At 70.5% G+C, this 25,468-nt stretch carries 26 protein-coding genes, 1 tRNA gene and 1 riboswitch; of the genes, 13 read left to right on the top strand and 14 right to left on the bottom strand.

Annotated elements, in window-relative coordinates:
- The first annotated feature begins 84 nt into the window (after nucleotides 1–84).
- A riboswitch (cobalamin riboswitch) is annotated at nucleotides 85–220 on the top strand.
- 137 nt (nucleotides 221–357) lie between these two features.
- Nucleotides 358–2,769: a ribonucleoside-diphosphate reductase subunit alpha gene (locus ACF1B9_RS33075; RefSeq protein WP_391741666.1), complete on the top strand. Its 2,412-nt coding sequence runs from the start codon at nucleotides 358–360 to the stop codon at nucleotides 2,767–2,769.
- A complete protein-coding gene (locus tag ACF1B9_RS33070; protein ID WP_351078468.1) occupies nucleotides 2,769–3,788 on the top strand; it encodes a ribonucleotide-diphosphate reductase subunit beta in 1,020 nt (339 codons plus the stop codon). Before ACF1B9_RS33075 ends, ACF1B9_RS33070 begins: the two co-directional genes overlap by 1 nt.
- Nucleotides 3,789–3,844: 56 nt before the next feature.
- On the opposite strand, the gene ACF1B9_RS33065 is transcribed toward ACF1B9_RS33070, so the two are convergent.
- Both ACF1B9_RS33065 and ACF1B9_RS33060 read right to left on the bottom strand, forming a co-directional pair.
- On the bottom strand, nucleotides 3,845–4,357 hold the full coding sequence (locus tag ACF1B9_RS33065) for a hypothetical protein (protein ID WP_391741664.1): 513 nt from the start codon (nucleotides 4,355–4,357) through the stop codon (nucleotides 3,845–3,847).
- 97 nt (nucleotides 4,358–4,454) lie between these two features.
- Nucleotides 4,455–4,661, bottom strand: a complete 207-nt coding sequence (locus ACF1B9_RS33060) for a hypothetical protein (RefSeq protein ID WP_391741663.1) — start codon at nucleotides 4,659–4,661, stop codon at nucleotides 4,455–4,457.
- A gap of 81 nt (nucleotides 4,662–4,742) precedes the next feature.
- Between ACF1B9_RS33060 and ACF1B9_RS33055 the strand changes: the two genes are divergently transcribed.
- Nucleotides 4,743–5,717, top strand: coding sequence for a GlxA family transcriptional regulator (locus ACF1B9_RS33055; RefSeq protein ID WP_391741661.1), 975 nt, complete (start codon nucleotides 4,743–4,745; stop codon nucleotides 5,715–5,717).
- Between the two features lie 7 nt (nucleotides 5,718–5,724).
- Here ACF1B9_RS33055 and ACF1B9_RS33050 read toward each other — a convergent pair whose 3' ends face one another.
- The 9 genes from ACF1B9_RS33050 to ACF1B9_RS33010 form a co-directional block, all read right to left on the bottom strand.
- Nucleotides 5,725–6,462 carry a D-Ala-D-Ala carboxypeptidase family metallohydrolase gene (locus tag ACF1B9_RS33050; protein ID WP_391741660.1) on the bottom strand — a complete coding sequence of 246 codons (738 nt, stop codon included), beginning with the start codon at nucleotides 6,460–6,462 and terminating at the stop codon, nucleotides 5,725–5,727.
- Between the two features lie 168 nt (nucleotides 6,463–6,630).
- Nucleotides 6,631–7,269, bottom strand: a complete 639-nt coding sequence (gene def / locus ACF1B9_RS33045; RefSeq protein WP_391741658.1) for a peptide deformylase — start codon at nucleotides 7,267–7,269, stop codon at nucleotides 6,631–6,633.
- Nucleotides 7,270–7,373: 104 nt separating this feature from the next.
- Nucleotides 7,374–8,366, bottom strand: a complete 993-nt coding sequence (locus ACF1B9_RS33040) for a hypothetical protein (RefSeq protein ID WP_351075401.1) — start codon at nucleotides 8,364–8,366, stop codon at nucleotides 7,374–7,376.
- Nucleotides 8,367–8,457: 91 nt separating this feature from the next.
- Nucleotides 8,458–9,726 (bottom strand): HD-GYP domain-containing protein, encoded by a 1,269-nt coding sequence (locus tag ACF1B9_RS33035; protein WP_391741656.1) that lies wholly within the window; start codon nucleotides 9,724–9,726, stop codon nucleotides 8,458–8,460.
- Nucleotides 9,723–11,183, bottom strand: a complete 1,461-nt coding sequence (locus ACF1B9_RS33030; RefSeq protein ID WP_391741654.1) for an HD-GYP domain-containing protein — start codon at nucleotides 11,181–11,183, stop codon at nucleotides 9,723–9,725. Before ACF1B9_RS33030 ends, ACF1B9_RS33035 begins: the two co-directional genes overlap by 4 nt.
- Nucleotides 11,184–11,358: 175 nt before the next feature.
- Nucleotides 11,359–11,679 carry a mycothiol system anti-sigma-R factor gene (rsrA, locus tag ACF1B9_RS33025; RefSeq protein ID WP_351075405.1) on the bottom strand — a complete coding sequence of 107 codons (321 nt, stop codon included), beginning with the start codon at nucleotides 11,677–11,679 and terminating at the stop codon, nucleotides 11,359–11,361.
- A complete protein-coding gene (locus tag ACF1B9_RS33020) occupies nucleotides 11,676–12,332 on the bottom strand; it encodes a sigma-70 family RNA polymerase sigma factor (RefSeq protein ID WP_189273941.1) in 657 nt (218 codons plus the stop codon). The genes rsrA and ACF1B9_RS33020 overlap by 4 nt, the downstream gene beginning before the upstream one ends.
- Before the next feature lie 320 nt (nucleotides 12,333–12,652).
- Nucleotides 12,653–13,375: an alpha/beta family hydrolase gene (locus ACF1B9_RS33015; RefSeq protein WP_391741653.1), complete on the bottom strand. Its 723-nt coding sequence runs from the start codon at nucleotides 13,373–13,375 to the stop codon at nucleotides 12,653–12,655.
- A gap of 20 nt (nucleotides 13,376–13,395) precedes the next feature.
- Nucleotides 13,396–14,178, bottom strand: a complete 783-nt coding sequence (locus tag ACF1B9_RS33010; protein ID WP_391741652.1) for an SOS response-associated peptidase — start codon at nucleotides 14,176–14,178, stop codon at nucleotides 13,396–13,398.
- Nucleotides 14,179–14,243: 65 nt separating this feature from the next.
- Between ACF1B9_RS33010 and ACF1B9_RS33005 the strand changes: the two genes are divergently transcribed.
- From ACF1B9_RS33005 to ACF1B9_RS32990, 4 genes are all read left to right on the top strand, one after another.
- Nucleotides 14,244–14,957 (top strand): M50 family metallopeptidase, encoded by a 714-nt coding sequence (locus ACF1B9_RS33005; protein ID WP_391741651.1) that lies wholly within the window; start codon nucleotides 14,244–14,246, stop codon nucleotides 14,955–14,957.
- Nucleotides 14,958–15,060: 103 nt separating this feature from the next.
- Nucleotides 15,061–16,401 carry a 3-phosphoshikimate 1-carboxyvinyltransferase gene (aroA, locus tag ACF1B9_RS33000; protein WP_376220540.1) on the top strand — a complete coding sequence of 447 codons (1,341 nt, stop codon included), beginning with the start codon at nucleotides 15,061–15,063 and terminating at the stop codon, nucleotides 16,399–16,401.
- Between the two features lie 3 nt (nucleotides 16,402–16,404).
- Complete coding sequence (gene rsgA, locus ACF1B9_RS32995; protein ID WP_376220542.1) at nucleotides 16,405–17,421, top strand: ribosome small subunit-dependent GTPase A; 1,017 nt, start codon at nucleotides 16,405–16,407, stop codon at nucleotides 17,419–17,421.
- Between the two features lie 91 nt (nucleotides 17,422–17,512).
- The gene (locus ACF1B9_RS32990; protein WP_361441030.1) at nucleotides 17,513–17,836 is read left to right on the top strand and encodes a multidrug efflux SMR transporter; all 324 of its coding nucleotides are present in this window, start codon (nucleotides 17,513–17,515) and stop codon (nucleotides 17,834–17,836) included.
- A 46-nt stretch (nucleotides 17,837–17,882) separates the two neighbouring features.
- Here the strand turns inward: ACF1B9_RS32990 and ACF1B9_RS32985 are convergent, their stop codons facing one another.
- The gene (locus ACF1B9_RS32985; RefSeq protein WP_391741649.1) at nucleotides 17,883–18,488 is read right to left on the bottom strand and encodes a TetR/AcrR family transcriptional regulator; all 606 of its coding nucleotides are present in this window, start codon (nucleotides 18,486–18,488) and stop codon (nucleotides 17,883–17,885) included.
- 120 nt (nucleotides 18,489–18,608) lie between these two features.
- On the opposite strand from ACF1B9_RS32985, the gene hisN reads away from it, so the two are divergent.
- Together hisN and ACF1B9_RS32975 are read left to right on the top strand one after the other, a co-directional pair.
- Entirely contained in the window at nucleotides 18,609–19,409 is an 801-nt protein-coding gene (gene hisN / locus ACF1B9_RS32980; RefSeq protein ID WP_391741647.1) for a histidinol-phosphatase, read from the top strand.
- 164 nt (nucleotides 19,410–19,573) lie between these two features.
- Complete coding sequence (locus ACF1B9_RS32975; protein ID WP_391741646.1) at nucleotides 19,574–19,978, top strand: cyclic nucleotide-binding/CBS domain-containing protein; 405 nt, start codon at nucleotides 19,574–19,576, stop codon at nucleotides 19,976–19,978.
- Nucleotides 19,979–20,050: 72 nt separating this feature from the next.
- On the opposite strand, the gene ACF1B9_RS32970 is transcribed toward ACF1B9_RS32975, so the two are convergent.
- Nucleotides 20,051–21,502: a catalase gene (locus ACF1B9_RS32970; protein WP_351075418.1), complete on the bottom strand. Its 1,452-nt coding sequence runs from the start codon at nucleotides 21,500–21,502 to the stop codon at nucleotides 20,051–20,053.
- Between the two features lie 160 nt (nucleotides 21,503–21,662).
- Here ACF1B9_RS32970 and ACF1B9_RS32965 point away from each other — a divergent pair, with 160 nt between their 5' ends.
- The 4 genes from ACF1B9_RS32965 (at nucleotide 21,663) to ACF1B9_RS32950 (ending at nucleotide 25,259) form a co-directional block, all read left to right on the top strand.
- Nucleotides 21,663–22,082 carry a Fur family transcriptional regulator gene (locus tag ACF1B9_RS32965; RefSeq protein ID WP_391741645.1) on the top strand — a complete coding sequence of 140 codons (420 nt, stop codon included), beginning with the start codon at nucleotides 21,663–21,665 and terminating at the stop codon, nucleotides 22,080–22,082.
- A 326-nt stretch (nucleotides 22,083–22,408) separates the two neighbouring features.
- Nucleotides 22,409–23,221 carry an ABC transporter ATP-binding protein gene (locus tag ACF1B9_RS32960; RefSeq protein ID WP_391741644.1) on the top strand — a complete coding sequence of 271 codons (813 nt, stop codon included), beginning with the start codon at nucleotides 22,409–22,411 and terminating at the stop codon, nucleotides 23,219–23,221.
- Nucleotides 23,218–24,081, top strand: a complete 864-nt coding sequence (locus ACF1B9_RS32955; RefSeq protein WP_391741643.1) for an ABC transporter permease — start codon at nucleotides 23,218–23,220, stop codon at nucleotides 24,079–24,081. The genes ACF1B9_RS32960 and ACF1B9_RS32955 overlap by 4 nt, the downstream gene beginning before the upstream one ends.
- A gap of 32 nt (nucleotides 24,082–24,113) precedes the next feature.
- Entirely contained in the window at nucleotides 24,114–25,259 is a 1,146-nt protein-coding gene (locus tag ACF1B9_RS32950) for an ABC transporter substrate-binding protein (RefSeq protein WP_391741642.1), read from the top strand.
- 68 nt (nucleotides 25,260–25,327) lie between these two features.
- Here ACF1B9_RS32950 and ACF1B9_RS32945 read toward each other — a convergent pair.
- Nucleotides 25,328–25,401, bottom strand: a tRNA-Met gene (locus tag ACF1B9_RS32945).
- Nucleotides 25,402–25,468 lie beyond the last annotated feature (67 nt).

Here is a 25,468-nt window from a genome sequence, read left to right as displayed (position 1 = left end):
CGAACAGGGCCGTACAGCTCGTTCTACGGGCCCGGCCCACGTTGCACGACACAACATGTGGGGGCTGCCTCATCGGGCGGCCCCCACATGTATGCTCATGCTCGCTGTCGCCGCAGGGGAATCCGGTGCGAATCCGGAACTGTCCCGCAACGGTGTGTTCGGTGCGCTTTTGCGCACCCCCGAGTAAGTCCGAGGACCTGCCGACAGCGCATCCGGCTCGACCGAACCGGATGCCAGACGTCCGGGCCTCGCGGATGGGCCGGTGGACGCCGTACGGAGTGCTGCCCCGCTGGGGCCCGCCTCTGCCCGGCTGCCCCGTTCCCCGCCGGCCCCGAGCCGAGCGAGGGAGAGCACCACGTGACCATCGCGCCAGCCGATCCGGCTTCAGTCGCCGTGTCCGAAGCGGCCGAGTCCGAGGGGACCGCACACGACGGACCGGGGACCGCACTGCTGCGGACCCTGACCGACCTCACCGTCGATCTGCCCGACACCGACCCCGGTCGTGTCGCCGCCGCCGCGCTGCGCGGCCGCAGCGCCCGGTCGGACGAGGCCGAGCTGCGCTCGCTGGCCACCGAGGCCGCCGCGGGGCTGATCTCCGAGGACCCCGCCTACTCCCGGCTCGCCGCCAGGCTCCTGACCCGCACCATCGCGGACGAGGCGATCGGCCAGGGCGCGGTCACCTTCTCCGCCTCCGTCGCCGTCGGGCACCGCGAGGGCCTGATCGCGGACCGTACCGCCGAGTTCGTCGCGCTGCACGCGGACGCCCTCGACGCGCTGGTGGAACGCTCGCTCGCCGACGCCGCCGACGACCGGTTCGGTTACTTCGGGCTGCGGACCCTGCACAGCCGCTATCTGCTGCGCCACCCGCACACCCGCCAGGTCATCGAGACGCCCCAGCACTTCATGCTGCGGGTCGCGTCCGGTCTCGCCGAGGACGATTCGCAGCGCGCCCTGGACGAAGTGGCCGCGCTGTACGGGCTGATGAGCCGGCTCGACTATCTGCCCTCCTCGCCGACCCTGTTCAACTCCGGTACGCGGCACCCGCAGATGTCCTCCTGCTATCTGTTGGACTCCCCGCTCGACGAGCTCGACTCGATCTACGACCGCTACCACCAGGTGGCGCGGCTCTCGAAGCACGCGGGCGGCATCGGGCTCTCGTACTCCCGTATCCGCGCCCGCGGTTCGCTGATCCGAGGCACCAACGGGCACTCCAACGGCATCGTGCCGTTCCTGAAGACGCTCGACGCCTCCGTCGCCGCGGTCAACCAGGGCGGCCGCCGCAAGGGCGCCGCCGCCGTCTACCTGGAGACCTGGCACGCGGACATCGAGGAGTTCCTGGAGCTGCGCGACAACACGGGCGAGGACCAGCGACGTACGCACAACCTCAACCTGGCGCACTGGATCCCGGACGAGTTCATGCGCCGGGTCGACGCGGACGGCGACTGGTCGCTGTTCTCGCCCGCGGACGTGCCCGAGCTGGTCGACCTGTGGGGCGACGACTTCGACGCCGCGTACCGGGCCGCCGAGGCCAAGGGGCTGGCCCGCAAGTCGATGCCGGCCCGCGAGCTGTACGGCCGGATGATGCGTACCCTCGCGCAGACCGGCCAGGGCTGGATGACGTTCAAGGACGCCTCCAACCGGACCGCGAACCAGACCGCCGAGCCGGGCCGCGTCGTCCACTCCTCGAATCTGTGCACCGAGATCCTCGAAGTCACCGATGACGGCGAGACGGCCGTCTGCAACCTGGGTTCGGTCAACCTCGGCGCGTTCGTCGCCGACGGCACCATCGACTGGGAGCGGCTGGACGCCACCGTCCGGACCGCCGTGACCTTCCTCGACCGGGTCGTCGACATCAATTTCTACCCGACCGAGCAGGCCGGCCGGTCCAACGCGAAGTGGCGCCCGGTCGGTCTGGGTGCGATGGGTCTGCAGGATGTCTTCTTCCAGCTGCGGCTGCCGTTCGACTCCCCCGAGGCGCGCGCGCTCTCCACCAGGATCTCCGAGCGGATCATGCTCGCGGCGTACGAGGCGTCCTGCGAGCTCGCCGAGCGGTCGGGCCCGCTGCCCGCCTGGGCCGAGACGCGTGCCGCGCGCGGGGTGCTGCACCCCGACCACTACGACACCGAGCTGAACTGGCCGGAGCGCTGGGACGCGCTGCGCGCCCGCGTCGCGAGGAGCGGCATGCGCAACTCGCTGCTGCTCGCCATCGCGCCCACGGCGACGATCGCCTCGATCGCAGGTGTGTACGAGTGCATCGAGCCGCAGGTCTCCAACCTCTTCAAGCGCGAGACGCTCAGCGGCGAGTTCCTCCAGGTCAACGCGTATCTGGTGGAGGAGCTGAAGCAGCTCGGCGTGTGGGACGCACGGACCCGTGAGGCACTGCGCGACGCGAGCGGCTCCGTGCAGGGCTTCGCCTGGATCCCCGAGGACGTGCGGGCGCTGTACCGCACGGCGTGGGAGATCCCGCAGCGCGGACTGATCGACATGGCGGCGGCCCGTACGCCGTTCCTCGACCAGAGCCAGTCGCTGAACCTCTTCATGGAGACGCCGACGATCGGCAAGCTCTCCTCGATGTACGCGTACGCCTGGAAGCAGGGGCTGAAGACGACGTACTACCTGCGCTCACGCCCGGCGACCCGGATCGCCCGTGCGGCCTCCGGCCGGGCCGCGGCCACCGCCCCCATCCCCGTACAGCAGGCTTCGACGCCCGACGCCGACGCGATCGCCTGCTCCCTGGAAAACCCCGAGTCCTGCGAGGCCTGCCAGTGATGAGCTCCACCGACTCCGAGAAGAACCTGCTCGACCCCGGCTTCGAGCTGACCCTGCGGCCCATGCGCTACCCGGACTTCTACGAGCGCTACCGCGACGCGATCAAGAACACCTGGACGGTGGAGGAGGTCGACCTCCACTCCGACGTCGCCGACCTCGCGAAGCTCTCCCCCGGCGAGCAGCACATGATCGGCCGGCTCGTCGCGTTCTTCGCGACGGGTGACTCGATCGTCTCCAACAACCTCGTGCTGACGCTGTACAAGCACATCAACTCCCCCGAGGCTCGCCTGTATCTGTCGCGGCAGCTCTTCGAGGAGGCCGTGCACGTCCAGTTCTATCTGACGCTGCTGGACACCTATCTGCCCGACCCGGACGACCGTGCCGCCGCGTTCGACGCGGTCGAGGAGATCCCCTCGATCCGTGAGAAGGCGCAGTTCTGCTTCAAGTGGATGGATTCGGTCGAGAAGATCGAGCGGCTGGAGACGAAGGCCGACCGCCGCCGTTTCCTGCTGAACCTGATCTGCTTCGCGGCGTGCATCGAGGGGCTGTTCTTCTACGGCGCGTTCGCGTACGTCTACTGGTTTCGCTCGCGCGGTCTGCTGCACGGTCTCGCCACGGGTACCAACTGGGTCTTCCGTGACGAGACGATGCACATGAACTTCGCGTTCGAGGTCGTGGACACCGTCCGCAAGGAGGAGCCCGACCTCTTCGACGACGAGCTCCAGCAGCAGGTCACCGACATGCTGAAGGAGGCCGTGGCGGCGGAGCTGCAGTTCGGCCGCGATCTGTGCGGTGACGGTCTGCCGGGCATGAACACGGAGTCGATGCGGCAGTACCTGGAGTGCGTGGCCGACCAGCGGCTCACCCGGCTGGGCTTCCCGGCGGTCTACGGCTCCGAGAACCCGTTCTCGTTCATGGAGCTGCAGGGCGTGCAGGAGCTGACGAACTTCTTCGAGCGCCGGCCGTCGGCCTATCAGGTGGCGGTGGAGGGCTCGGTCGCCTTCGACGACGACTTCTGAGTCGCGTCAGGCAACGGTCGCGCGTCCAGACGTGGCGGCCGTTGCCTGTCGGGGCGTCAGGAACCGGCCACACTCCCGCAGGTGATGGTGCCGTCAACCGTGATCAAGTCACCTTCCACGTCGGTCGGGCCCAGCTTCATCCCGGTTACGGTGGCGACCCACGTGCCGTCGGCCTTCCGGCCGGTGATCCCGGACGCGGCGGTGTGGACGTAAGTCTTCTTGCCCGGGGTGACGAGCGTGGCCATGGCGTCCTCGCTGGTGATGGCGGCGGTGAACGCCGGAGGGGTGGAGCTCTTCGTGTCATTGACATCCGGAGCGGTGATGGCGGTGATCTTTCCGTTCATCACGGCGCAGCCCACGCTCTTGATGGTGAACTCACCGGATTCACCACCGCTGTAGGTGAGATGGGCGGCGCCCTTCCCCGAATCCGCCGGCTTCGCCCCGGCATCCCCTGCGGCGGCGTGATCCGCCTTCTTCCCGGCCCCGTCGTCCGAGGAACAGCCGGTCAGCGCCAGCGAAGCGGAAGCCAGGGCTATGAACGCCAGCGAGAAGGAACGGACCTGATGCATCGGCGGCACCTTTCGATGTGACTGTCGAGGCACTCACCGTATCCAAGGCGCGGCTGGGCGCGGGGGCGTCCGGGGAGCCGAGACGCCGGCCGAGGTATCAGATCCTCGCCCAGCTTCCGAGGTAGGGGCGCCGCGTGGCCGTGACCGGCTGCGCGGCGCCCCCCGTTTCCGGGGGCGCGTCCCCCCGTTCCGCTTCCCGCAGCTCGCGGTCGATGCGGCGCTCCCGCGCGAGCCCGGCGAGGGTGGGCAGCAGAAAGAGGACGATAAGTACGGCTATACCCAGGACGTTCAGGAATGCGTTCATGCCTCTACTCTCGTCCGCGCGGACGGATTGCGGCAGTGGCAGGACTGTCATGGACCATCGAATTACTGCCACACTGGCGTCATGCTGAACAATGTCGCCGCCCTGCTGCTCGACGAGGTCCATCCCTTCGAGCTGGGTGTGCTGTGCGAGGTCTTCGGGCTCGACCGCAGCGACGAGGGCCTGCCGGTCCACGACTTCGCCGTGGTCTCCGCCGAGGGCCCAGCGCTGCGGACCCATGCCGGATTCACCATCAGTACGCCGCACGGCCTCGAACGTCTGGAGGAGGCCGACCTCATTGCCGTGCCGGCCAGCAGCCACTTCGTCGCACGGGACTACCCCGAGGAGATCCTCGACGCCCTGCGCCGGGCCGTGGACCGGGGCGCCAGGGTGATGAGCGTCTGCTCCGGGGCCTATGTGCTCGGGGCGGCCGGGCTGCTCGACGGCCGCCGCTGCACCACCCACTGGCGTCATGCCGACGAACTGGCCCGTCGCTTCCCGCGGGCGGTCGTCGAACCCGATGTGCTGTACGTGGACGAGGGCCCGGTCATCACCTCGGCGGGCACGGCGGCCGGGATCGACGCCTGTCTGCATCTGGTCCGGCAGGCGTACGGCCCCGATGTCGCCAACACGCTGGCCCGCCGCATGGTGGTCCCGCCGCACCGCGACGGCGGCCAGGCGCAGTACATCGAGCGGCCGCTGCCCCGCACCCCGTGCGACACGGTCGGGGAGACGCTGGCCTGGATGGAGCGCCACCTCGACCAGGAGATGACCGTCGACCAGTTGGCCGCTCAGGCGCACATGTCTCCGCGCACCTTCGCCCGCCGCTTCCAGCAGGAGACCGGCACCACCCCGTACCGCTGGCTGCTCCGCCAGCGGGTTCTGCTGGCACAGCACCTCCTGGAGACATCCGACGAAACGATGGATACGATCGCCGGGCGCACCGGCTTCGGCACGGCCGCCGCACTACGTCACCAGTTCGTACGGTCGTTGGGCACCACGCCGAACGCGTACCGCCGGACCTTCCGCGGTCCGCGTGCGATGTCCGAAGTGGCCTGATCCGCTGTCAGATGCCGCAGTTCGGCGCCGACCAGAAGTGGCTGGGCCCCTGGTTGACGTGGACGTGGTCGCCGTGGTCCGGGTAGCCGGGGCCGAGGATCCCGTTGAAGCCGTGGTTGCGGGCCTCCTTGGCAAGGGTGCACAGCGCGTGCGGTCCGGCGCCGAGGTCGGCCGCGTCCCCGTACAGATGACGGCTGTTGGACGCGCCGCCGACCGCGCTGTTGCAGGAGGTGGAGCGGAATCCGCTGGTGATCCGGATCGACTGGTCACCGAGCGCGTGCCGCAGCGCCTCCAGTTTCCACATGGTGCTCAGGGCGTTGGCCTTCGCCGTGCCCGCCGCGACGGCACCACCCGCCCAGGTCGTGTTGCACTGGTTGTGCTCGGCGTACGTGAAGTGGGCCGGGGTGCAGTCGTTGTCATGGAGCTCATAGATCTTGGCCTGGGTGGCCGGACCCGCGATGCCGTCCGCGGCGAGACCGTAGGCGGCCTGGAAACGCTTGACGGCGGCGGTGGTCGCCGGTCCGTAGGAACCGTCGACGGCGAGCACGGAGTTGTAGCCGGGGTAGCCGGCCACCCGTATCTGGAGCTGGACCACGTCATTGCCGGTGGCGCCGGGGGACAGGGTGCGGGTCCAGGTGTAGCAGCCGTCGGCCTGTGCGGTGCCGGCGGTGACCACGGCCCCACCCAGGGCGAAAGCCATGGTCATGACAAGACCGAGCAGAAGTCGTGCGGTGCGTCTGAGCATGAGGGGGTTCCCTACCGCGACGGAGATGTGGTGAGAGAGCTTGTCGGACGAGTCGACGCGCGTCAACTGCCCACGGCCAAACGATGATTGACGGTCAATCAAAGAAGAGGGCCGACGGGCCCGGCCTCCCGCGCAGGGGATGCCGGGCCCGTCGGTGACAGCCGGACGTCAGTCGTTCGGCACGATCTCGTAGCGCGGCGTGTTCTCCGCCATCTGCCGCAGGGCGTCCTTGCGGTCCCGCTTCGAGAGCCGGTCGATGTACAGGTATCCGTACAGGTGGTCCGTCTCGTGCTGGAGGCAGCGGGCGAAGTAGCCGTTGCCACGGATCCTGACCGGGTTGCCCTTGGCGTCCTGTCCGCGGACCACCGCGTAGTCCGGGCGGGCCAGCGAGGCGTACGCCGTCGGGACCGAGAGGCATCCCTCGTTGGAGTCGTCCAGGACCCGGTCCTCGGGCGCCAGCTCTTCGAGCACCGGGTTGCAGACGGCGCCCACGTGCCGTACGCCGTCGTCGTCCGGGCAGTCGTAGACGAAGACCTTCAGGTCCACGCCGATCTGGTTGGCGGCCAGGCCGACACCCTCCGCCGTCCGCTGGCTGGCGAACATGTCGTCGATCAGCCGGGCCAGCTCATCGTCGAACTCGGTGACGTCCCGGCACTCCTTGTGCAGCACCGGGTTGCCCACGACCGTGATCGGACGGGAGGTACCGCGCTCGCGATGTGCCGCCTCGCGCGCCTCGCAGTCCTCCGTGTCCACGACGAAACCTTCGTCGTCGAGGGTGATCTGCTCGTCCGTCTCCTGCTGCGCCATGTCCGCCGTACGCCTTCCTCAAAACCTGAAACCCGGGCATCCGAAGGTCCGGGGCCGGGTACCCGAGCACCGCGACCGGTGCCCGTACAGCCTACGGGCACCGGTCAGCAGACTTCTTCGAGATCCCGCCACTCACGGCTGTCCGGGCTGTCCGCCACCCAGCCGTCCAGCAGTCCGCGCACCAGCCCGGCCGGCGCCGCTATCCCGCACTCGCGCTCGGGCACCCACAGCTCACCGGCGGTGCGGTGCCCCAGCGGGCCCGGATGCCCCGGCTCGCTGTGGTCGTGCGGGTCCAGGTGCTCGCCGTCGCCCTCGTCGCTCTCCATCCTGCTCTCCGAGCAGGCCCGGCAGAGCAGCCGCACGGAGGACGACCAGTCCTCGGCGGCGAACCCCGCGTCGGAGGCCAGCTGCTCCAGCGCGTCCCGGTCCGCCTCGGTGGCCGCTTCCAGCAGTACCACCCAGGTGGGAACGGGGGACGGCGCCCACAGCTCGATCTCGTCGAAGACGGGGTACGCCGGGCCGGCCGCGGTGACCCGCTCGCCGTGCGGCACCCCGTCGTGCAGGACGACCTCTCCCCAGCGCCGGCCGGACGACGGCAGCGGGATGGAGAGCACCTCCATCCGGGCCGGATCGAGCCTGCGGCCCCAGACGACCTCGGCCTCGCCCTCCGGCGACAGCCGTACCGCGGCGCTGCCGAGCTCCATGCCGACGGGCTCGCTGTTGGCCGCCGAGGTGTGCTGCCCGGCGCCCGGCACCTTCAGGCCGTACGCCTGCCAGGCGCGGCGCGCCAGCGGCCAGTCCTGCAACGCGGTGGCGGCGATCCCGACGTTCCACCAGTCGGGAGCGCCGGACTCCTTGTCGAGCAGCGCGACGGCCCGGAGGCCGGCGGCTCTCGCCTGTTCCCAGTCATGCCGGAACTTGTGCAGCAGCGCCAGGTTGAACCATGACTCCGAGAGCCAGGGTTCCAGGTCCGCCGCACGTGTCAGCAGTGCGCCCGCGTCCTCGTACCGGCCGTCGCCGATCAGCGTGAACGCGCGGTCCGTGGCCTGCCGCCAAGAGGCGGAGGGCCGATGCCGTACCTTCCCGAAGATCCTCACGATTCCCGCCCGTCCCGACTGGACACCCTCGTTTTCCGCTCCTCTTCGCATCCAACCATGCCCGGCCGGACGCCCGCTCATTACCCATGGGTTACCCGGGCGGGACCGGGGTCGTACCGTCCCGCGCCAGGACCCGGGCCAGGGATTCCACGACCTCGGGCTGATAGTCGTGACCGGTCCCGAGCCTGAGTTGTTCCAGCGCGCCCAGCGGCCCGATGAGACTTTCCCCGGAGAGGTCGTCGTATGCGTTGACGGCCCTGACGATCCTGGCGGAAAGCGGCTGCTCGCGGAAGGGGTCTGCCTGTCGTTCCACCACGACCGCGACCCCGGTGTCCACCCCGGTCTGCCGGACCACGGCCCCGCCCAGCAGCGCGATGCGGCGCTGCTGGGCGGGGGGCAGGGTGGCCGTCGCGCCCTTTGGGACCGGATCGACCAGGGAGAGCTGGCCGATGTCGTGCATCAGGGCCGCGTACTCGAGCACGGTCAGCTCGTGTCCGGAGAGCCCCAGCTCGCGGCCGACGGCGGTGCAGAGCGTCGCGACCCTGCGGGCATGGCCGTGCGGGGTGTACCCGGCGATCTCGGTGGACCGGGCGAGCGAGGTGATCGTCTGCCGGTAGGTGGTCCGCACGGCGACGAACCGGCGGCACGAGACCTGGGTGAGCAGCAGCGGTACGCACAGGACGGGCAGCGCCCACAGCCCGGCGACGGCCACCCCGAGTGACATCACGACCCCGGTCGCGCCGACCGCGGACCCGATGCCGATGAGGGCGCGCAGCTCGTCGTGGAGCAGCGGCCCGTACGGGTGGCGAGTGCGCGAGCGCAGCAGCAGCGCGGCGAGCACGGCGTCGCACAGCGCGCTCAGAACGAGGAGCAGGAGCGGGAAGAGCACGTAGTACGGGCCTTCGCCGAGCCGGCTCGCGACGTGGCCGGAGTTGTACAGCGGCTGGAAGCACGCGGCGGCGAAGGCGACGGTCAGGATGCGGCGGGCCACCCGGTCGAGCGAGGGTCCGCTGCCCCGGGCCACGTGCGGCACACAGGCGACGAGCTGTGCCGCGACGAGTACGGCGACCACCTGGAGGACGCCGTGACCGGTGGGCAATCCGCCGCTGCGGCCGAGCAGGGCGTACGCCAGCGCCCCCGCGGCCCCGAGCGGCGCGGGCTCGCGTTCGCCGGGCAGCGCGCCCCAGCGGGCCAGTTCACCGACGGTGATGAGGGCCCCGAAGGCGAGGGCGTGGCCGGGTTGGCGGACGCCGTCCCAGAGGGTGTGGCCGAGCCCCGCGGCGGCGAGCGCGGCGGCCGCGGCGCGCACGGCGAGGACGGCCGGGGGCAGCGCCTTTCGCCGGGTGCGGGCCGGACTCATCCGGGCCGGTCCGCGGACGGCTGCGGACCGGGGGCCGCCCCGAGGCCGTCGGCGGGCGTCAAAGGACCGGGCGCCGCGTCGAACGGGTCCGGCCGCGGCGGAGGGGCCGGTGCCGGGGACACCGGCTCCTCCCCGCTCCGTGGCCGCGGAATCATCTCGTCCGCCGTCACCGCGGTCGACGGCGACCACCCGTGCCGTTCCACCCCGCGCATCAGAGCCCGCACCATCTGCGGATCGAACTGCGTGCCCGAGCACCGCTTCAGTTCCTCCAGCGCCGCGGGCACCGGCCGCCCCCTGCGGTAGGACCGGGTCGACGTCATCGCGTCGAAGGCGTCCGCCACCGCGACGACCCGGGCGAACTCGGGGATCGCCCGGCCGCTGAGCCCGTACGGGTAGCCGCTGCCGTCGAGCCGTTCGTGGTGATGCAGGATCGCGTCCCGGGCCTCGCCGAGGAAGCCGATGCCGCGGACGATCTCGTGCCCGTACTCCGGATGCAGTTCGATCACCCGCCGTTCCTCCGGGGTGAGCGGTCCGTCCTTGCGGAGCACCCGGGTCGGGACGCCGAGCTTGCCCACGTCGTGCAGGATGCCGGCGAACCGGAGGACCTCCAGACGACCCTGCTCCATGCCCAGTTCACGGGCGATGAGCACGGAGGCCTGTCCGACCCGTTCGCTGTGACCCCGGGTGTACGCGTCCTTGATGTCGACGGCCTGCACCAGTGCCCTGATGGTGGCGCGGTGGGCGGCGTGCTCACGGTGGTACTGGGCGAAGACCCAGCAGGAGATGTACATCGGCAGCAGGGCGATGAGCGCGGACACCGGACCGTACGGACCGCGCCACAGCACGGCCATCATCAGTCCGGCGAGTCCGTGCACCAGGTGCGGTCCCAGCGAGCGGGACAGCAGCCCGTCCCAGGCGCGCCGTACGGGCAGCCGTTCGGCCGCGACCAGGATGGAGCCGTCCAGAGCGGCCAGGACGAGGCTGAAGGCCAGGGCGGCCGCGCAGGCGGGCAGCAGGGCGTACGGGAGATCGGGGAGCCGGTCGGTGCCGGACCCGCCGAGCGTGGCCGCGCCGCCCAGCAGCCCGTGGACGGACGAGGCGGCCACGACGGTGACGGCGAGCTGTGCGGCTCGCCAGACCCGCCGTGCGCCGGCGGGCCGGTTCTCCACCCGGCCGGCGAGCGATCCGGGGATCGCGACCAGGCCGGCCGCGGCGGGCGGCAGCAGAAAGGCGGCGGCGAGCAGCAGCGGGAAGAACGATCCGGCTCCGATCGGCACGGAGCTGCCGAAGAAGGGACAGCGCCCGGGGAGTTCACAGGCCAGATAGAGCGCGGTCAGCAGTCCGACGGTGGCCCAGGGGACCCCGGCGCCCGTGCGCAGCGCGGGCAGCACACAGAGCAGGGCACCGGCCGCGGCCACCAGGACGTACGCGCGCGCCGCCCCGTGTGTCGCTCCCACCCGCCCGGCCCGCCCCCCAACATGGTCAATGGAGGCGCCAGGCTAGCGAGTTGTGTTTCCCACCGAGCCCCGATGAGCCCGATTAGCACATTCGGGTGATGTGGTGCGGACGCGGATGATGCGGGGGCGGAACCGGGCGGCCGGGCCCCGGCGGGACGGCCGCCGGGCTACGGCGTCATTCCGTGGCGGCGGTCGGCTGTCCGGTCTCCGACGCCGTCACGTCCTGCTCGGGCACGGCCTGTCCCGAGCGGATCAGATCGATCCGGCCCATCACCTTGGAGCGCAGATCGGTCGGCACGTCGTCCTGGCCGCAGCAGCGTTTCACCAGCTTCTTCACGGCCTGTTCCAGGCCGTACTTCTCCAGGCACGGGGAGCACTCCTCGAAGTGGACCTCGAACTTGGTGCAGTCGCTGTCGGGCATCTCGTGGTCGAGGAACTCATAGAGATGATCGAGGACCTCTGAGCAGTCCGTCTCGTGCGGCTCTCCGCAGCTCATGAGCCCGAGCCTTTCCGATCGTCCGACTCTCCGGCACCGGCCGGGACGAGCCCGCGCTCACGGGCGTAGTCCTCCAGCATGCCGCGCAGCTGGCGGCGGCCCCGGTGCAGTCGGGACATCACCGTACCGATGGGAGTCCCCATGATGTCCGCGATCTCCTTGTAGGCAAAGCCCTCTACATCGGCGAGATACACGGCGATGCGGAACTCTTCGGGGATCGCCTGCAGGGCGGACTTCACATCCGAGTCGGGCAGGTGGTCGAGAGCCTGCGACTCCGCGGAGCGCAGACCGGTCGACATGTGCGACTCGGCGCGCGCCAGCTGCCAGTCCTCGATCTCCTCGGCGGCACTGCGCTGAGGTTCGCGCTGCTTCTTGCGGTACGAGTTGATGAACGTATTGGTGAGGATGCGGTACATCCACGCCTTGAGGTTGGTGCCCTCACGGAACTGGTGGAAGGAGCCGTAGGCCTTGGCATACGTCTCCTGGACCAGGTCCTCGGCGTCTGCGGGGTTGCGCGTCATGCGCAGCGCGGCCGAGTACATCTGGTCGAGGAAACCGAGAGCGTCCCGCTCGAAGCGCGCGTTGCGCTCGGCAGTCGTCTCCTGCGCGCGGCCGTCGTCGGTCCCTGTGTCGGTCCCAGTGACCGGACCCACCTCCTCCAACGCTGTGGCGGAGCCGAAACCGGACCCGCTCGAATCGGAGAATAGTCGACCTTGCTTCGAGACGGGCTGTCGATCCGATCCGCTCAGTGCCCGCTCGGGAGTGGTCTTGGCCGCATGCAGGACCGTCCACTCCAGGTCGGCGGCGTTCGAGCGGCGCGGGCAGATGGTCGAACCCATGCGACGGACTCCCTCTCCACGTACGACGTTGATGTACCGATGACACCGACAACAGTGGCCCCCGGCTCAACATTCCCGGGGTGCGCCCGGCCGCCCGCACAGTGCGGTCGGCACCCTCCCCGGAGGGACGGAGCTCACACGAGGGCCGACAGCCACGCGGTCACGGCGGTGGTCAGGATCTCCATCGCCTCGTCCTCGGTCAGGCCGGACTTCTTCGGAACGGCGAACCCGTGGTCCCCGTACGGCACCTCGGCGATCTCGTACTCCCCCGGAGGGAATTCGGCGGGCCGCCCGAACGGGTCGTTCCCGCCCTGCACGACGAGCGTGGGTACGCCGGCCCCGAGGAGCTCGTCCGCGCGGGACTTCTCCGGCTTCCCCGGCGGGTGCAGCGGGAAGCTCAGGGCGAGGACGGCGTGGGCGCCGAGCTCCGTCGCCGTCCGGCACGCCACCCGGGCGCCGGCGCTGCGCCCGCCGGCGACGACGGGCAGCCCCGGGGCGGTGAGCGCGGGCCACAGGCCCCGCCATCCGGTGTCCAGGGTCTTCGGGGCGGGCGCGATCTTCTTGCCGGCGACCCGCCACGGCTGCTCCACCAGGGCGACGGCTACCCCGTGGGCGGGCAGCACGGCGGCCAGGGCCCGCAGGTCACGGGTCTCGACGCCGCCGCCCGCGCCATGGCCGACGGCGAGCACCAGGCGGGCGTTCCCCGGGCCTTCAGGGCCTTCAGGGCCTTTCGGGCCTTTCGGGTCCTTCGGCTCCTGAGAGCTCTTCGCGGGCAGCCAGGTGATCCTGGCCGGCCCGGCGTCCGTGTCGACCGTCTCGGTCCTGCGGCCTGTCTCAGCGGTACTCACACGCCCCATCCTGCCTGCTCGGAACGGGGTCAGAACAGCGTGCTCACCTCCGGCCCGGCCAGCTCCTCCAGCAGCTCGGGACCGTTGTTGCGGACATTGCTGACGGCCGTGGCCACCGGATAGGCCCGCATCAGCCCGCCCGGCGGCGGCGCGAGCAGCGCCCGTAGCTCCTCGGCGTCGGTGCGTGACGGATCGAGCCAGGCGTCCCACCGGTCCGGGGTCAGCATGAGCGGCATCCTGGGGTGGATGTCGGCGAGCGTGGCCGGTCCCTCGGCGGGGGCGACGGCGAGCGGAGTGGTCTCCGCCTCGGTCGTGATCACCGAGCAGGTCACCCACCAGGCCATCGGGTGGTCGTCCGGCAGGGTCCGGTCGCGCCAGAACTCGTACAGTCCGGCCATCGCGAAGACCGATCCGTCGGCGGGTGTCACGAAGTAGGGCTGCTTCCGCCCGCCCGTCGCGCCGGTGACCCACTCGTAGTAGCCGTCGGCGGGCAGAATGCAGCGCCGGGAGACGAAGGGGCGGCGGAAGGACGGCTTCTCGTGGACGGTCTCCGCGCGGGCGTTGATCATGCGCGCCGCCCCCTCGGGGGACTTCGCCCAGGACGGCACGAGTCCCCACTTCAGAGCACGCAACTGGCGAACCGGACGCTGATCGTCTGCGTCTTTCAATGGACGTTCCAGTACGGCGTAGACCTCCTTGGTCGGCGCCACGTTCCAATCGGGCGCCAGGGTCTTTGCCGGTTCCCACTTCTCGACCCGGAAGAGTCCGGTCAGGTCCTCGGGCCGCCGACTCGCTGCATACCGTCCGCACATAAGTGCCAGACTGCCACGACCGCCGCGCCGACAGGACGCCGATACCGCAAGGAGCCGCCCGCACCATGGACAGCACCGACCTGGGCAATCTGTGGGACCGCGTGTTCGGCACCCAGCCCGCACCCGAGCAGTGGCTGGTGGTGGTGACCGGCACGCTCGCGCTGATCGCCGTCGTGCCGAACCTGATATGGCGGCTGACCCGCAACACGATCACCATCGCGCACGAGGGCGGGCACGGGCTGATCGCGCTGTGCACCGGGCGGCAGCTGTCCGGCATCCGGCTGCACTCGGACACCAGCGGGCTGACCGTCAGCCGCGGCAGGCCGACCGGCATCGGAATGATCCTGACGGCGGCGGCCGGCTACACCGCCCCGCCGCTGTTGGGCCTGGGCGGGGCGTGGCTGCTGGTCAGCGGCAGGATCACGTTGCTGCTGTGGCTGGCCACCGCGCTGCTCGCGGTGATGCTGGTGATGATCCGCAACGTGTACGGGGCACTGGCGGTGATCTTCACGGGGTCGGCTTTCCTGCTGGTGTCCTGGCTGGCCTCGCCCGCCGTGCAGTCGCTGTTCGCGTACACCGTGGTCTGGTTCCTGCTGCTCGGCGGCGTGCGCCCGGCCTTCGAGCTCCAGTCGAAGCGGCGGCACGGCGGGGCACCGGACTCGGACGCGGACCAGTTGTCGCGGCTGACCGATGTGCCGGCCGCACTGTGGCTGTTCCTCTTCCACGCGGTGTCGCTCTGCTCGCTGATCGGCGGCGGGCGCTGGCTGCTCGGCATCTGAGGGCCGGTCCCGCACGGCGCCGCCTACCACACATGCGTTACGCACCCGTTTCGACTCATTTGATCGAGATTCGGGTTTGCGGTGAACCACTAAAGTGAGGTCCATGACCGAACGTTCCGTGCACCCCGCCCTCTGGCCCGCCCCGCATGCGACCGGAGCCGTCGATGCGACCGTCACCGTGCCCGGATCGAAATCGGTCACCAATCGCGCGCTCGTCCTCGCCTCTCTCGCCGCCGAGCCCGGCTGGCTGCGTCGCCCGCTGCGCTCCCGCGACACCCTGCTGATGGCCGAGGCGCTGCGTGCGATGGGCGTCGGCATCGAGGAGACGGTGTCGTCCAGCTCGTCCGTCGCGGACGCCCCGGACGCCGCCGGTGAGGCCTGGCGGGTCATCCCGGCCGGGCTGCACGGCCCCACCACGATCGACGTCGGCAACGCCGGTACGGTCATGCGCTTCCTGCCGCCGGTCGCGGCGCTGGCCGACGGCCCGATCCACTTCGACGGCGACCCCCGTTCGTACGAACGCCCGCTGAACGGCGTGATCGACGCGCTGCGGGTGCTGGGCGCGCGGATCGACGACGACGGGCGCGGCGCGCTGCCCCTGACGGTGCACGGCAGCGGCGCCCTGGACGGCGGCGCGGTGGAGATCGACGCCTCCTCGTCCTCGCAGTTCGTCTCGGCGCTGCTGCTGTCGGCGCCGCGCTACAACCAAGGGGTGGAGGTGCGTCACACCGGCGCCCGGCTCCCCTCCATGCCGCACATCCGGATGACCGTCGACATGCTCCGGGCCGTCGGCGCCCAGGTCGACGAGCCGGAGACGGGCGGTGAGCCGAACGTCTGGCGGGTCTCGCCCTCCGCCCTGCTCGGCCGTGATCTCACCATCGAGCCCGATCTTTCGAACGCCCAGCCGTTCCTCGCCGCCGCGCTGGTCACCGGCGGCCGGGTCACCATCCCCGACTGGCCCGAGCACACCACCCAGCCGGGCGACGCGCTGCGGGAGATCTTCACCGCGATGGGCGGCAGTTGCGAGCTGACCGAGCACGGGCTCACCTTCACCGGTTCGGGCCGCATCCACGGCATCGACGTCGACCTCGGCGAGGTCGGCGAGCTCACCCCGGGCATCGCGGCCGTCGCGGCCCTCGCGGACGGACCGTCCACCCTGAGCGGCGTCGCCCATCTGCGGCTGCACGAGACGGACCGGCTCGCCGCGCTCACCAAGGAGATCAACGAGCTCGGCGGCGATGTCACGGAGACCGCCGACGGGCTCCACATCCGGCCCAGGCCGCTGCACGGCGGTACCTTCCATACGTATGACGACCACCGGATGGCCACCGCGGGGTCGATCATCGGCCTCGCCGTCCCCGGAGTGGAGATCGAGAACGTGGCGACCACCGCCAAGACCCTGCCGGACTTCCCGCAGATGTGGACCGGAATGCTCGGGGCCTGAGACATGCGCCGCTACGGCAAGAACCCCGACGAGGACGACATCCGGTTCCGCCCCAACCCGAAGGGCAACCGGCCCCGTACCCATACCCGCCCGAAGCACGAGGACGCCGAGGACGGCATGGTCCTCACCGTCGATCGGGGCCGCCTCACCTGTCTCGTCGACGGCCGTACGGTCATGGCGATGAAGGCCCGTGAGCTGGGCCGGAAGGCCGCCGTGGTGGGTGACACCGTCTCCATCGTCGGCGATCTGTCCGGCGACAAGGACACCCTCGCCCGCATCGTCCGCATCGGTGAGCGCCGCTCGGTGCTCCGCCGTACCGCGGACGACGACGATCCGTACGAGCGGGTCGTCGTCGCCAACGCCGACCAGCTGGCGATCGTCACCGCGCTGGCCGATCCGGAACCCCGGCCGCGGATGATCGACCGCTGTCTGGTCGCCGCGTACGACGGTGGGCTCTCCCCGCTCCTCGTGCTCACCAAGTCGGACCTCGCCTCCCCGGACAAACTGCTGGAGGCGTACACCCCGCTGGGCGTCCCCTTCATCGTCACCAGCCGCGAGGAACTGGAGAACGGCGACGCGGCCGAGCGGGTCCGCGAGCAACTGAACGACCGGGTCACCGCCTTCGTCGGCCACTCCGGTGTGGGGAAGACGACCCTGGTCAACGCGCTCGTGCCGAAGGACCGGCGGCGTACCACCGGCGTCGTCAACGCGGTCACCGGCCGGGGCAGGCACACCACCACATCGGCGCTGGCGCTCCCCCTGCCCGACTACCGCGGCTGGGTGATCGACACCCCCGGTGTGCGCTCCTTCGGGCTCAACCACATCGATCCGTCCCGGGTGATCCACGCGTTCCCGGACCTGGAGCCCGGCACCGAGGACTGCCCGCGCGGCTGCACCCACGACGGCAATCAGCCGGAGTGCGCCCTGGACGCCTGGGTGGCGGACGGCCACGCCGATCCGGCGCGACTGGATTCTCTGCGGCGGCTGCTGTCCACGCGGGAGCGGCGCGAGGGCGACTGAACCGGGCAATGTTTGCGATCCGCCGTCGTCGGCACGTGCATAATCACACCCAGCGAGGCAAGGCGGTCACCGAAGTGGGAGGGCACTGACGATGGCGTGGCTGCTGGTCGTGGTAGCGGGGCTGCTGGAGACCGGCTTCGCCGTCTGTCTGAAGCTCTCGCACGGATTCACCCGGCTCTGGCCGACCGTCGCGTTCTGCGTCTTCGCCCTCGGCAGCTTCGGTCTGCTGACGCTGTCACTGAAGAAGCTCGACGTCGGGCCCGCCTACGCCGTGTGGACCGGCATCGGCGCGGCGGGCACCGCGATCTACGGCATGGTCTTCCTCGACGACCTGGTCTCCACCCTCAAGCTGATCTCGATCTCCCTGGTGATCCTCGGCGTGATCGGTCTGCAGCTCTCGGGCTCGTCGCACTGACCGCCCGGCGGGCTCACGCCGTGACCAGCAGCGGCGGGCCCGGTCCTCATCCGGCCGACCGCCCCTCCACCACCGTGCGCACCAGCGGTGCCGTCTCGCCCAGGGAAGCCGGCACCAGCGCGTAGCTCAGCGCGAGCCGCAGCACGATCTCGCAGGTCGCGGCCAGTGGTTCCGGGTCGTGCGACGGCCGGTCCCCGGCGAGGGCGGCCACCATGCGGTCCCTGACCTGGCCGAGCAGTTCGGCGGGCGTCGGCGTTCCGGCATCGGCCCACCGCTGGGCGGGAACCGACGACGAGGTCGGCGCCGCCGGGCGTGCGGGACGGGGTAATCGCTCACTCCAGCAGCCCGTGAGCAACCCTCGGACGAGCGCGTTCGTCCGTACGGCACGGACGGTCCAGGCGGCGGTGGCGGCCGGCCCGTCCCTCGGGTCGGCGACCGATCGCAGCGCCCGGTCGACCCCTGCCAGGTAGCCGTCCGCGGCACCCCGGACCAGGGCACGGGCCAGGCCGTCCTTGCCGCCGAACTCGTTGTAGAGGGTCTGCCGGGAGACCCCGGCGGCGGACGCGACATCGACCATGCGCACCGCCGACCAGGGCAGCGTGGCCAGCGCCGAGAGGGCGGCGTCCAGCAATGCGTCTCGCGCCGTGGGCATCGTCGCCTCCCGCGCCATGGGGCCTGCGTTCCAGAGTTGACGTGCCGCCGGGGACTGTCAATGGTCCGGCCGCCGCGGACCCCTGTGGCTCCGTTCACCTGCGGTCGATACTGTGACGGCATGCCCGATTACCACGATGATCTGCGCCTCGCCCATGTGCTGGCGGATGCCGCCGACGCGGCGACGATGGACCGGTTCAAGGCTCTGGACCTCAAGGTCGAGACCAAGCCGGACATGACGCCGGTGAGTGAGGCCGACAAGGCCGCCGAGGAGCTGATCCGCGGCCACCTCCATCGGGCACGCCCGCGCGACGCGATTCTGGGCGAGGAGTTCGGGATCGAGGGCACCGGCCCGCGGCGCTGGGTCGTCGACCCGATCGACGGCACCAAGAACTACGTCCGGGGCGTACCGGTCTGGGCGACGCTGATCTCCCTGATGGAGGCAGGGGAGGACGGCTTCCAGCCGGTGGTCGGCGTGGTCTCGGCCCCCGCCCTGAACCGGCGCTGGTGGGCGGCGAAGGGCGCGGGCGCGTTCTCCGGCCGCAGTCTGACCTCGGCGACCCGGCTGCAGGTGTCGAAGGTGGAACGGATCGCGGACGCCTCGTTCGCGTACGCGTCGCTGAGCGGCTGGGAGGAGCAGGGCCGGCTCGACGGGTTCCTGGATCTGACCAGGGCCTGCTGGCGCACGCGCGGCTACGGGGACTTCTGGCCGTACATGATGGTCGCCGAGGGGTCGGTCGACATCTGCGCGGAGCCCGAGCTCTCGCTCTGGGACATGGCCGCGAACGCGATCATCGTCCAGGAGGCCGGCGGGAGGTTCACCAGCCTGGACGGGGTCTCCGGCCCCGGCGGCGGCAACGCGGCGGCCTCGAACGGACAGCTCCACCACGAACTGCTGGGCTATCTGAATCAGCGCTACTGATCCGGATCGCGCCCCCGAGGGGCGTCGCGCACCACCGCACGCCCCTCGGACGCTCCCGCCGCCCCTTGTTCCGGTTCCGCATCGGTGCAACTCTGAGAGTCCCCCCGCTTGTGAACTTGTGAACCGACTCACATGGTCGCTTCACGAAGGAGGTGGCTCCCTTCATGCTCGTCCGTGACGCCATGAGCACGCTGGTCCTCACCATCGGACCGACCCACACGCTCCGCCAGGCCGCCCAGCTGATGTCGGTCCGCCGCGTCGGGGCCGCGGTCGTCCTCGACCAGGACACCAGCGGACTCGGCATTCTCACCGAGCGCGACATCCTCGACGCGGTCGGCTCCGGCAAGAACCCCGATGTCGAGACGGCCTCCACCCACACCACCACCGATGTGGTCTTCGCCGCGCCCACCTGGACCCTGGAAGAGGCCGCGGAGGCCATGACGCACGGCGGCTTCCGTCATCTGATCGTGCTGGACGACCACGGACCCGTCGGCATCGTCTCGGTCCGCGACATCCTGCGCTGCTGGGCGCCCATCAGGCGCCGCCACCACGCGGAACTCGTCGGCTGAGCCCCGGGAACGACCGGTGGGCCGGTCCCCTCCGAAGAGGGAACCGGCCCACCGTCGACGACAGGCGTCGGTTCAGCCGCGCAGGGCCTGGACCGCGGCCTCCAGACGCTTGCCGAAGTCGCCGTCCGCCTGGCGGAAGTTGTTGATCGCGCGCTCGGCGATGTCGTCGCGCGACACCTTGGCGATGAACCCGGCGAGGTTGTCGATCAGCCGGACCTTCTCGTCCTCGGAGAAGAGCCGGTAGAGGTTTCCGGCCTGCACGAAGTCGTTGTCCTCGGCGTGGCTCGGGGCCTCGTGCGTACCGATCTCGCCCGCGACCGGGGTGGCCTCCCACAGCGGCCGGTCCGTCTGGGCCGGGCCGCCGAAGCTGTTCGGCTCGTAGTTCTTCGCGCCCTTGTGCCGGCCGTCGTACAGGTAGCCGTCACGGCTGTTGGTGCGCGCCTCGGTGGCGTGCGGGCGGTTGACCGGCAGGTGGTCGGCGTTGATGCCGACGCGGTAGCGGTGGGCGTCGCCGTACGCGAAGAGACGGCCCTGGAGCATCTTGTCGGGGGACGGGCCGATGCCCGGCACGAAGTGCGCGGGGCTGAAGATCGACTGCTCGACCTCGGCGAAGATGTTCTCCGGGTTGCGGTTGAGCTCCAGCTTCCCGATCTCGATCGGCGGGTAGTCCTCGTGCGGCCACACCTTGGTGAGGTCGAACGGGTTGAAGCGGTACGTGGCCGCCTCGGCCGCCGGCATGATCTGGACCTGCACCGTCCAGGACGGGAAGTCGCCGCGCTCGATCGCCTCGCGCAGATCACGCTGGTGGCTGTCGGGGTCCTCACCGGCGAGCTTGTTGGCCTCGTCCTGGGTGAGGTTCTTGATGCCCTGGTCGGTCTTGAAGTGGTACTTGACCCAGAAGACCTCGCCGGCCTCGTTGCTCCACTGGTACGTGTGCGAGCCGTACCCGTTCATGTGGCGCAGTGTGGCCGGGATGCCGCGGTCACCGAAGAGCCAGGTCACCTGGTGGGTGGACTCGGGCGACAGACCCCAGAAGTCCCAGACGTTGTCCGCCTCCTGCGAGCCGGTGTACGGGTCGCGCTTCTGGGTGTGGATGAAGTCCGGGAACTTGATGGCGTCCTTGATGAAGAACACCGGGGTGTTGTTGCCGACGAGGTCGTAGTTGCCCTCTTCGGTGTAGAACTTCAGCGCGAAGCCGCGGGGGTCGCGCACCGCGTCGGCCGAACCGAGGTTGCCCGCGACGGTCGAGAAGCGGAGGAACGTCTCGGTCTGCTTGCCGACCTCGGAGAGGAACTTCGCCCGCGTCCACCGGGAGACGTCGCGGGTGAGCGTGAACGTGCCGTACGCACCGGCGCCGCGGGCGTGCACGATCCGCTCCGGGATGCGCTCACGGTTGAAGTGCGCGAGCTTCTCCAGAAGCGACTGGTCCTGCACCAGCACCGGCCCGCCGACGCCCGCGGTCTGGCTGTTCTGGTTGTCGGCGACCGGCGCGCCGGCCTCCGTGGTGAGCGGTCCCTGCGTCACGTGCGCCTCCTGCGTCGTTCCTGCACATTCGTCATGTCCTGCACAGCCTGCCCCTTGGCTTATGCCGGTCCCGATCCTACAATAGACATTGTCCAAGTCAAGTGAACATCCAAAGTCACACCCGTTCGGGACCTGATCCCCTCACTGTTAGGCTTGTTCTATGAGTGACCTGTTGGAACGACTTCGCGGACGCGGCTGGCGCATGACTGCGCAGCGGCGCGTCGTGGCCGAGGTCCTCGACGGGGACCATGTGCACCTGACGGCCGACGAGGTCCACGCCCGGGCCGTCGCCAAGCTGCCCGAGATCTCCCGCGCCACCGTCTACAACACCTTGGGCGAGATGGTGACGCTCGGTGAGGTCATCGAGGTCTCCACGGACCGCCGGGCCAAGCGCTACGACCCGAACGCACACCGTCCCCATCACCACCTCGTCTGCGCGAACTGCGGCATCATCCGCGACGTGCACCCGGCGGGCGACCCGCTGGCGGACCTGCCGAGCAACGAGCGGTTCGGATTCACGGTCTCCGGCGTCGAGGTCACCTACCGCGGCATCTGCCCGAACTGCGCCGCGACGAGCTGAGTCCCCCCACGAAGGGCCCCGGTGCGAGCATCCTGCCCACCGGGGCCTTTCGCATGCCTGCCGGACGCACGGACCACGCGCCCGCGAGCCGGCCGGCACAACGCACGGACCGGTCGCCGCGGAGGCGCCGAGCGCCTCGGACCGCCGCGGCCGCCCCGCCCACGGTCGAGGACGGAACGGGCACCGGGCGGACCCGTCACACCCCGCGCCCTCGACCTGACCACGCGCGCACCCCCTTCCCTGATCTGACGGGCCGTCATATCGTCGGCGGCGATCACGTCCGCCCCGCGGCGGATCCGCACCTCGATACGCGCGAGGAGAGACCCGTGGGAGTTCCGCACCCGACCACACCCCCTGCCCCAGCCACCCGTCCCAAACTCCGCGCCGACGCGCTCACCCGTTCGTTCGGACGCGGCGCCAAGGCCCTTCCCGCCCTCGGTCCGGTCGATCTCTCCGTCGCACCGGGTGAGTTCACCTGCATCGTCGGCCCCTCCGGCTGCGGCAAGTCCACGCTGCTACGGATCGCCGCCGGGCTGCTCCGCCCCAGCTCGGGCGAGCTCTCCATCCGTACGGCCTCGCACCGCCCGGCGGCGATGATCTTCCAGGACTACGGGATCCACGACTGGAAGACCGTACTCGCCAATGTCCGCTTCGGCCTCGACATCCAGCGCGTACCACGCAAGGAGGCCGACGCCAGGGCTCGCGACTGGCTGGCCCGGATGGGGCTCTCGGACTTCGCGGGGGCGTATCCGGCCGCTCTCTCCGGCGGGATGCGGCAACGCGTCGCCATCGCCCGCGCCCTCGCCGTCGAACCCGAGATGCTGCTGATGGACGAGCCGTTCGCGGCACTGGACGCCCAACTGCGCACGATCCTCCAGGACGAACTGCTCGATCTCACCCAGAACACCCGTACCACCACCCTCTTCATCACCCACAGCCTCGAAGAGGCGATCGTGCTCGGGGACAGGGTGCTGGTGATGTCCGCCGGACCGGGCCGGATCATCGCCGAGCGCCGTCCGCCGTTCGCCCGGCCTCGCACCGGCGACGAGATCCGGTCGGCACCCGAGTTCACCGCGTTGAAGAGCGAGTTGTGGGAGCTGCTGCGCGGCGAGGTGCGAAGGGAGGTGCTCCCGGCATGAGCCCCACCGTGAGCGCCACCAAACCCGACGAGGGTGTACTGGTCCGCAGGCCCGGTCCGCAGGAACTGCGTCCGGTGCGCACCCACCACAGGCGGCGCGCCCTGGAACTCTCGCTCGCCGTCGCCGTACCGCTGGTGCTCGTGCTGCTCTGGCAACTGGCCGCCGAACGGTCCTGGATCGACGACCGGGTCTACCCCGCTCCCTCCACCATCCTGGCGGACGGCTGGGACCGGGCGGGCGCAGGTGAGCTGTGGCCGGATGTGTGGGCCACGCTCAAGCGGGTCCTCGGCGGCTACGCGATCGGCACCGTCGCGGGATACGCGCTCGGACTGCTGATGGGCTCGCTCCCCCTCGTACGGGCCGCGCTGGAGCCGTTGCTCGACGCCCTGTACGTCGTACCGAAGCTGGCCCTGCTGCCGGTCTTCCTCAATATGTTCGGTCTCGGCGAGGGGCCGCAGATCGCCCTGGTCGCGGCGACCGTCTTCTTCTTCGTCTGGATCTCCACCATGGCGGCCGTGCTCGCCGTCCCGGCCGGCCACCGGGACGCCGGTGAGGTCTTCGGCGCCTCTCCCTGGCAGATGTTCCGCCATGTGCTGCTGCCGGCGTCGCTGCCCGCCGTCCTGGTCGGGGCGCGGATCGCGGCGGGAGTGGCCGTGCTGGTCATCGTCGCCTCGGAACAGATCGCGGCGGCCGACGGGCTCGGGCATCTGATCTTCGACTCCCGGGCGCTGTTCCAGAACGACGTGATGTTCGTCGGCATCGTGTGTGTCGCGCTCCTGGGCGTCGTCTTCTCCGAAGTGGTACGCGTCGCCGGGCGGTTGCTCACACCGTGGGCCCCGCGCGATCGCGGCCGGTCCTGAACGGCTCCCCTCGTTCCTCGTACGGAGGCACTGTGCGTACACGTACCCCTTTCACCTGCACTGTCGTACTCGTCACCGCATCCCTGTTCGGCGCGGCGGGCTGTGCCGGGAAGGACTCCGCCGGCGACCGCGACGCCCCTGCCGCGCCGCGGACCGTCAAGCCCGTCGCGGGCTGCGGCTCCGCCGCCTGGACCGACCCGGCCGACCTCGCCGCCGACCGGAAACCGGCCCGCTGCGACAAGGGCGCGCCGGGCCCCCGCCCCCTGGCGAAGAAACGGAAGCTCACCGTCGCCACCGGCACCCTGAGCGCGGAGTACGTCGCTCCGCTCCAGGTCGCGGTGGCGAAGGGCGAGTTCGCGAAGGAGGGGCTGGACGTCGAACTGAAGGTGCTGCCCACCCCGGACGCCCTGCCACTGCTCGCCAGGGGCGATGTGGACGCCCAGTGGGCGGCGCCCGAGGCGGCCGTGATGAACGGCATCAACGGCGGCTTCGACATCAAGTGGGTGGCGGGGAACTTCTCCCCCGACCCCACCTCGAAGAGCGGCCTGTGGGTGCGGCTCAAGAACGGCGAGAGCGCCGATCACGTCGAGATGGCGGGCCGGAAGATGGGCACGATGATCGGCAAGGGCTCGGTCATCGCGTACCCGATGGACACCTCCCTGAAGAAGCACGGCGGCGGCCTCGACAGGATCAGCTTCCAGCAGCTCGGTTCCGCGGACGTGCTGACCGCGCTGCGTAACGGCGGCGTGGACTCGGCCTGGCTGCTCGACCCGGTCTGGCGCAAGGTGGACGGCGACCGGAAGTACGCGTTCCTCGGCGGCCAGCCGCTCGGCGAACCGCTCGGCGGTCTGCTCTTCGGCCCGACGCTGCTGAACAAGGACCCGGACGCGGGCGTCGCCTTCCTCCGGGCCTACATCCGGACGGTGAACACCTACTTCGCCGGCGACTACAAGGCGGACCCCGCGTTCGTCACCGAGCTGGCGAGGCTGATGAAGACCGACGAGGCCACCCTGCGGGCGACGCCGTCGATGCGGATGGACTGGGAGATACGCAAAGGCACGACGGACCGGTTGCAGAAGGCGTACGCGGACGCGGGGGTCTTCAAGGGTGCCGCGGTGCCGGAGGCGAAGGCCGTCGACCGGGCGATGTACTCGGAGGCGGTGGGTCACAGACTCTGAGCGCGGAGCCCGGACGGATGATGCACGGAAGGCCGGATCCTTCAAAGGATCCGGCCTTCCGCCTTCAGTAGCGGGGACAGGATTTGAACCTGCGACCTCTGGGTTATGAGCCCAGCGAGCTACCGAGCTGCTCCACCCCGCGTCGTTGTGTTCCCCACCGTACGTCACCGCTCCGGACCAGCGCAAATCGGTTCCGCCAGCCCCACGCG

This window comes from Streptomyces sp. NPDC014727 (assembly GCF_043083485.1).
Classification (GTDB): Bacteria; Actinomycetota; Actinomycetes; order Streptomycetales; family Streptomycetaceae; genus Streptomyces.
This window is presented reverse-complemented; position numbering and strand designations above follow the sequence as displayed.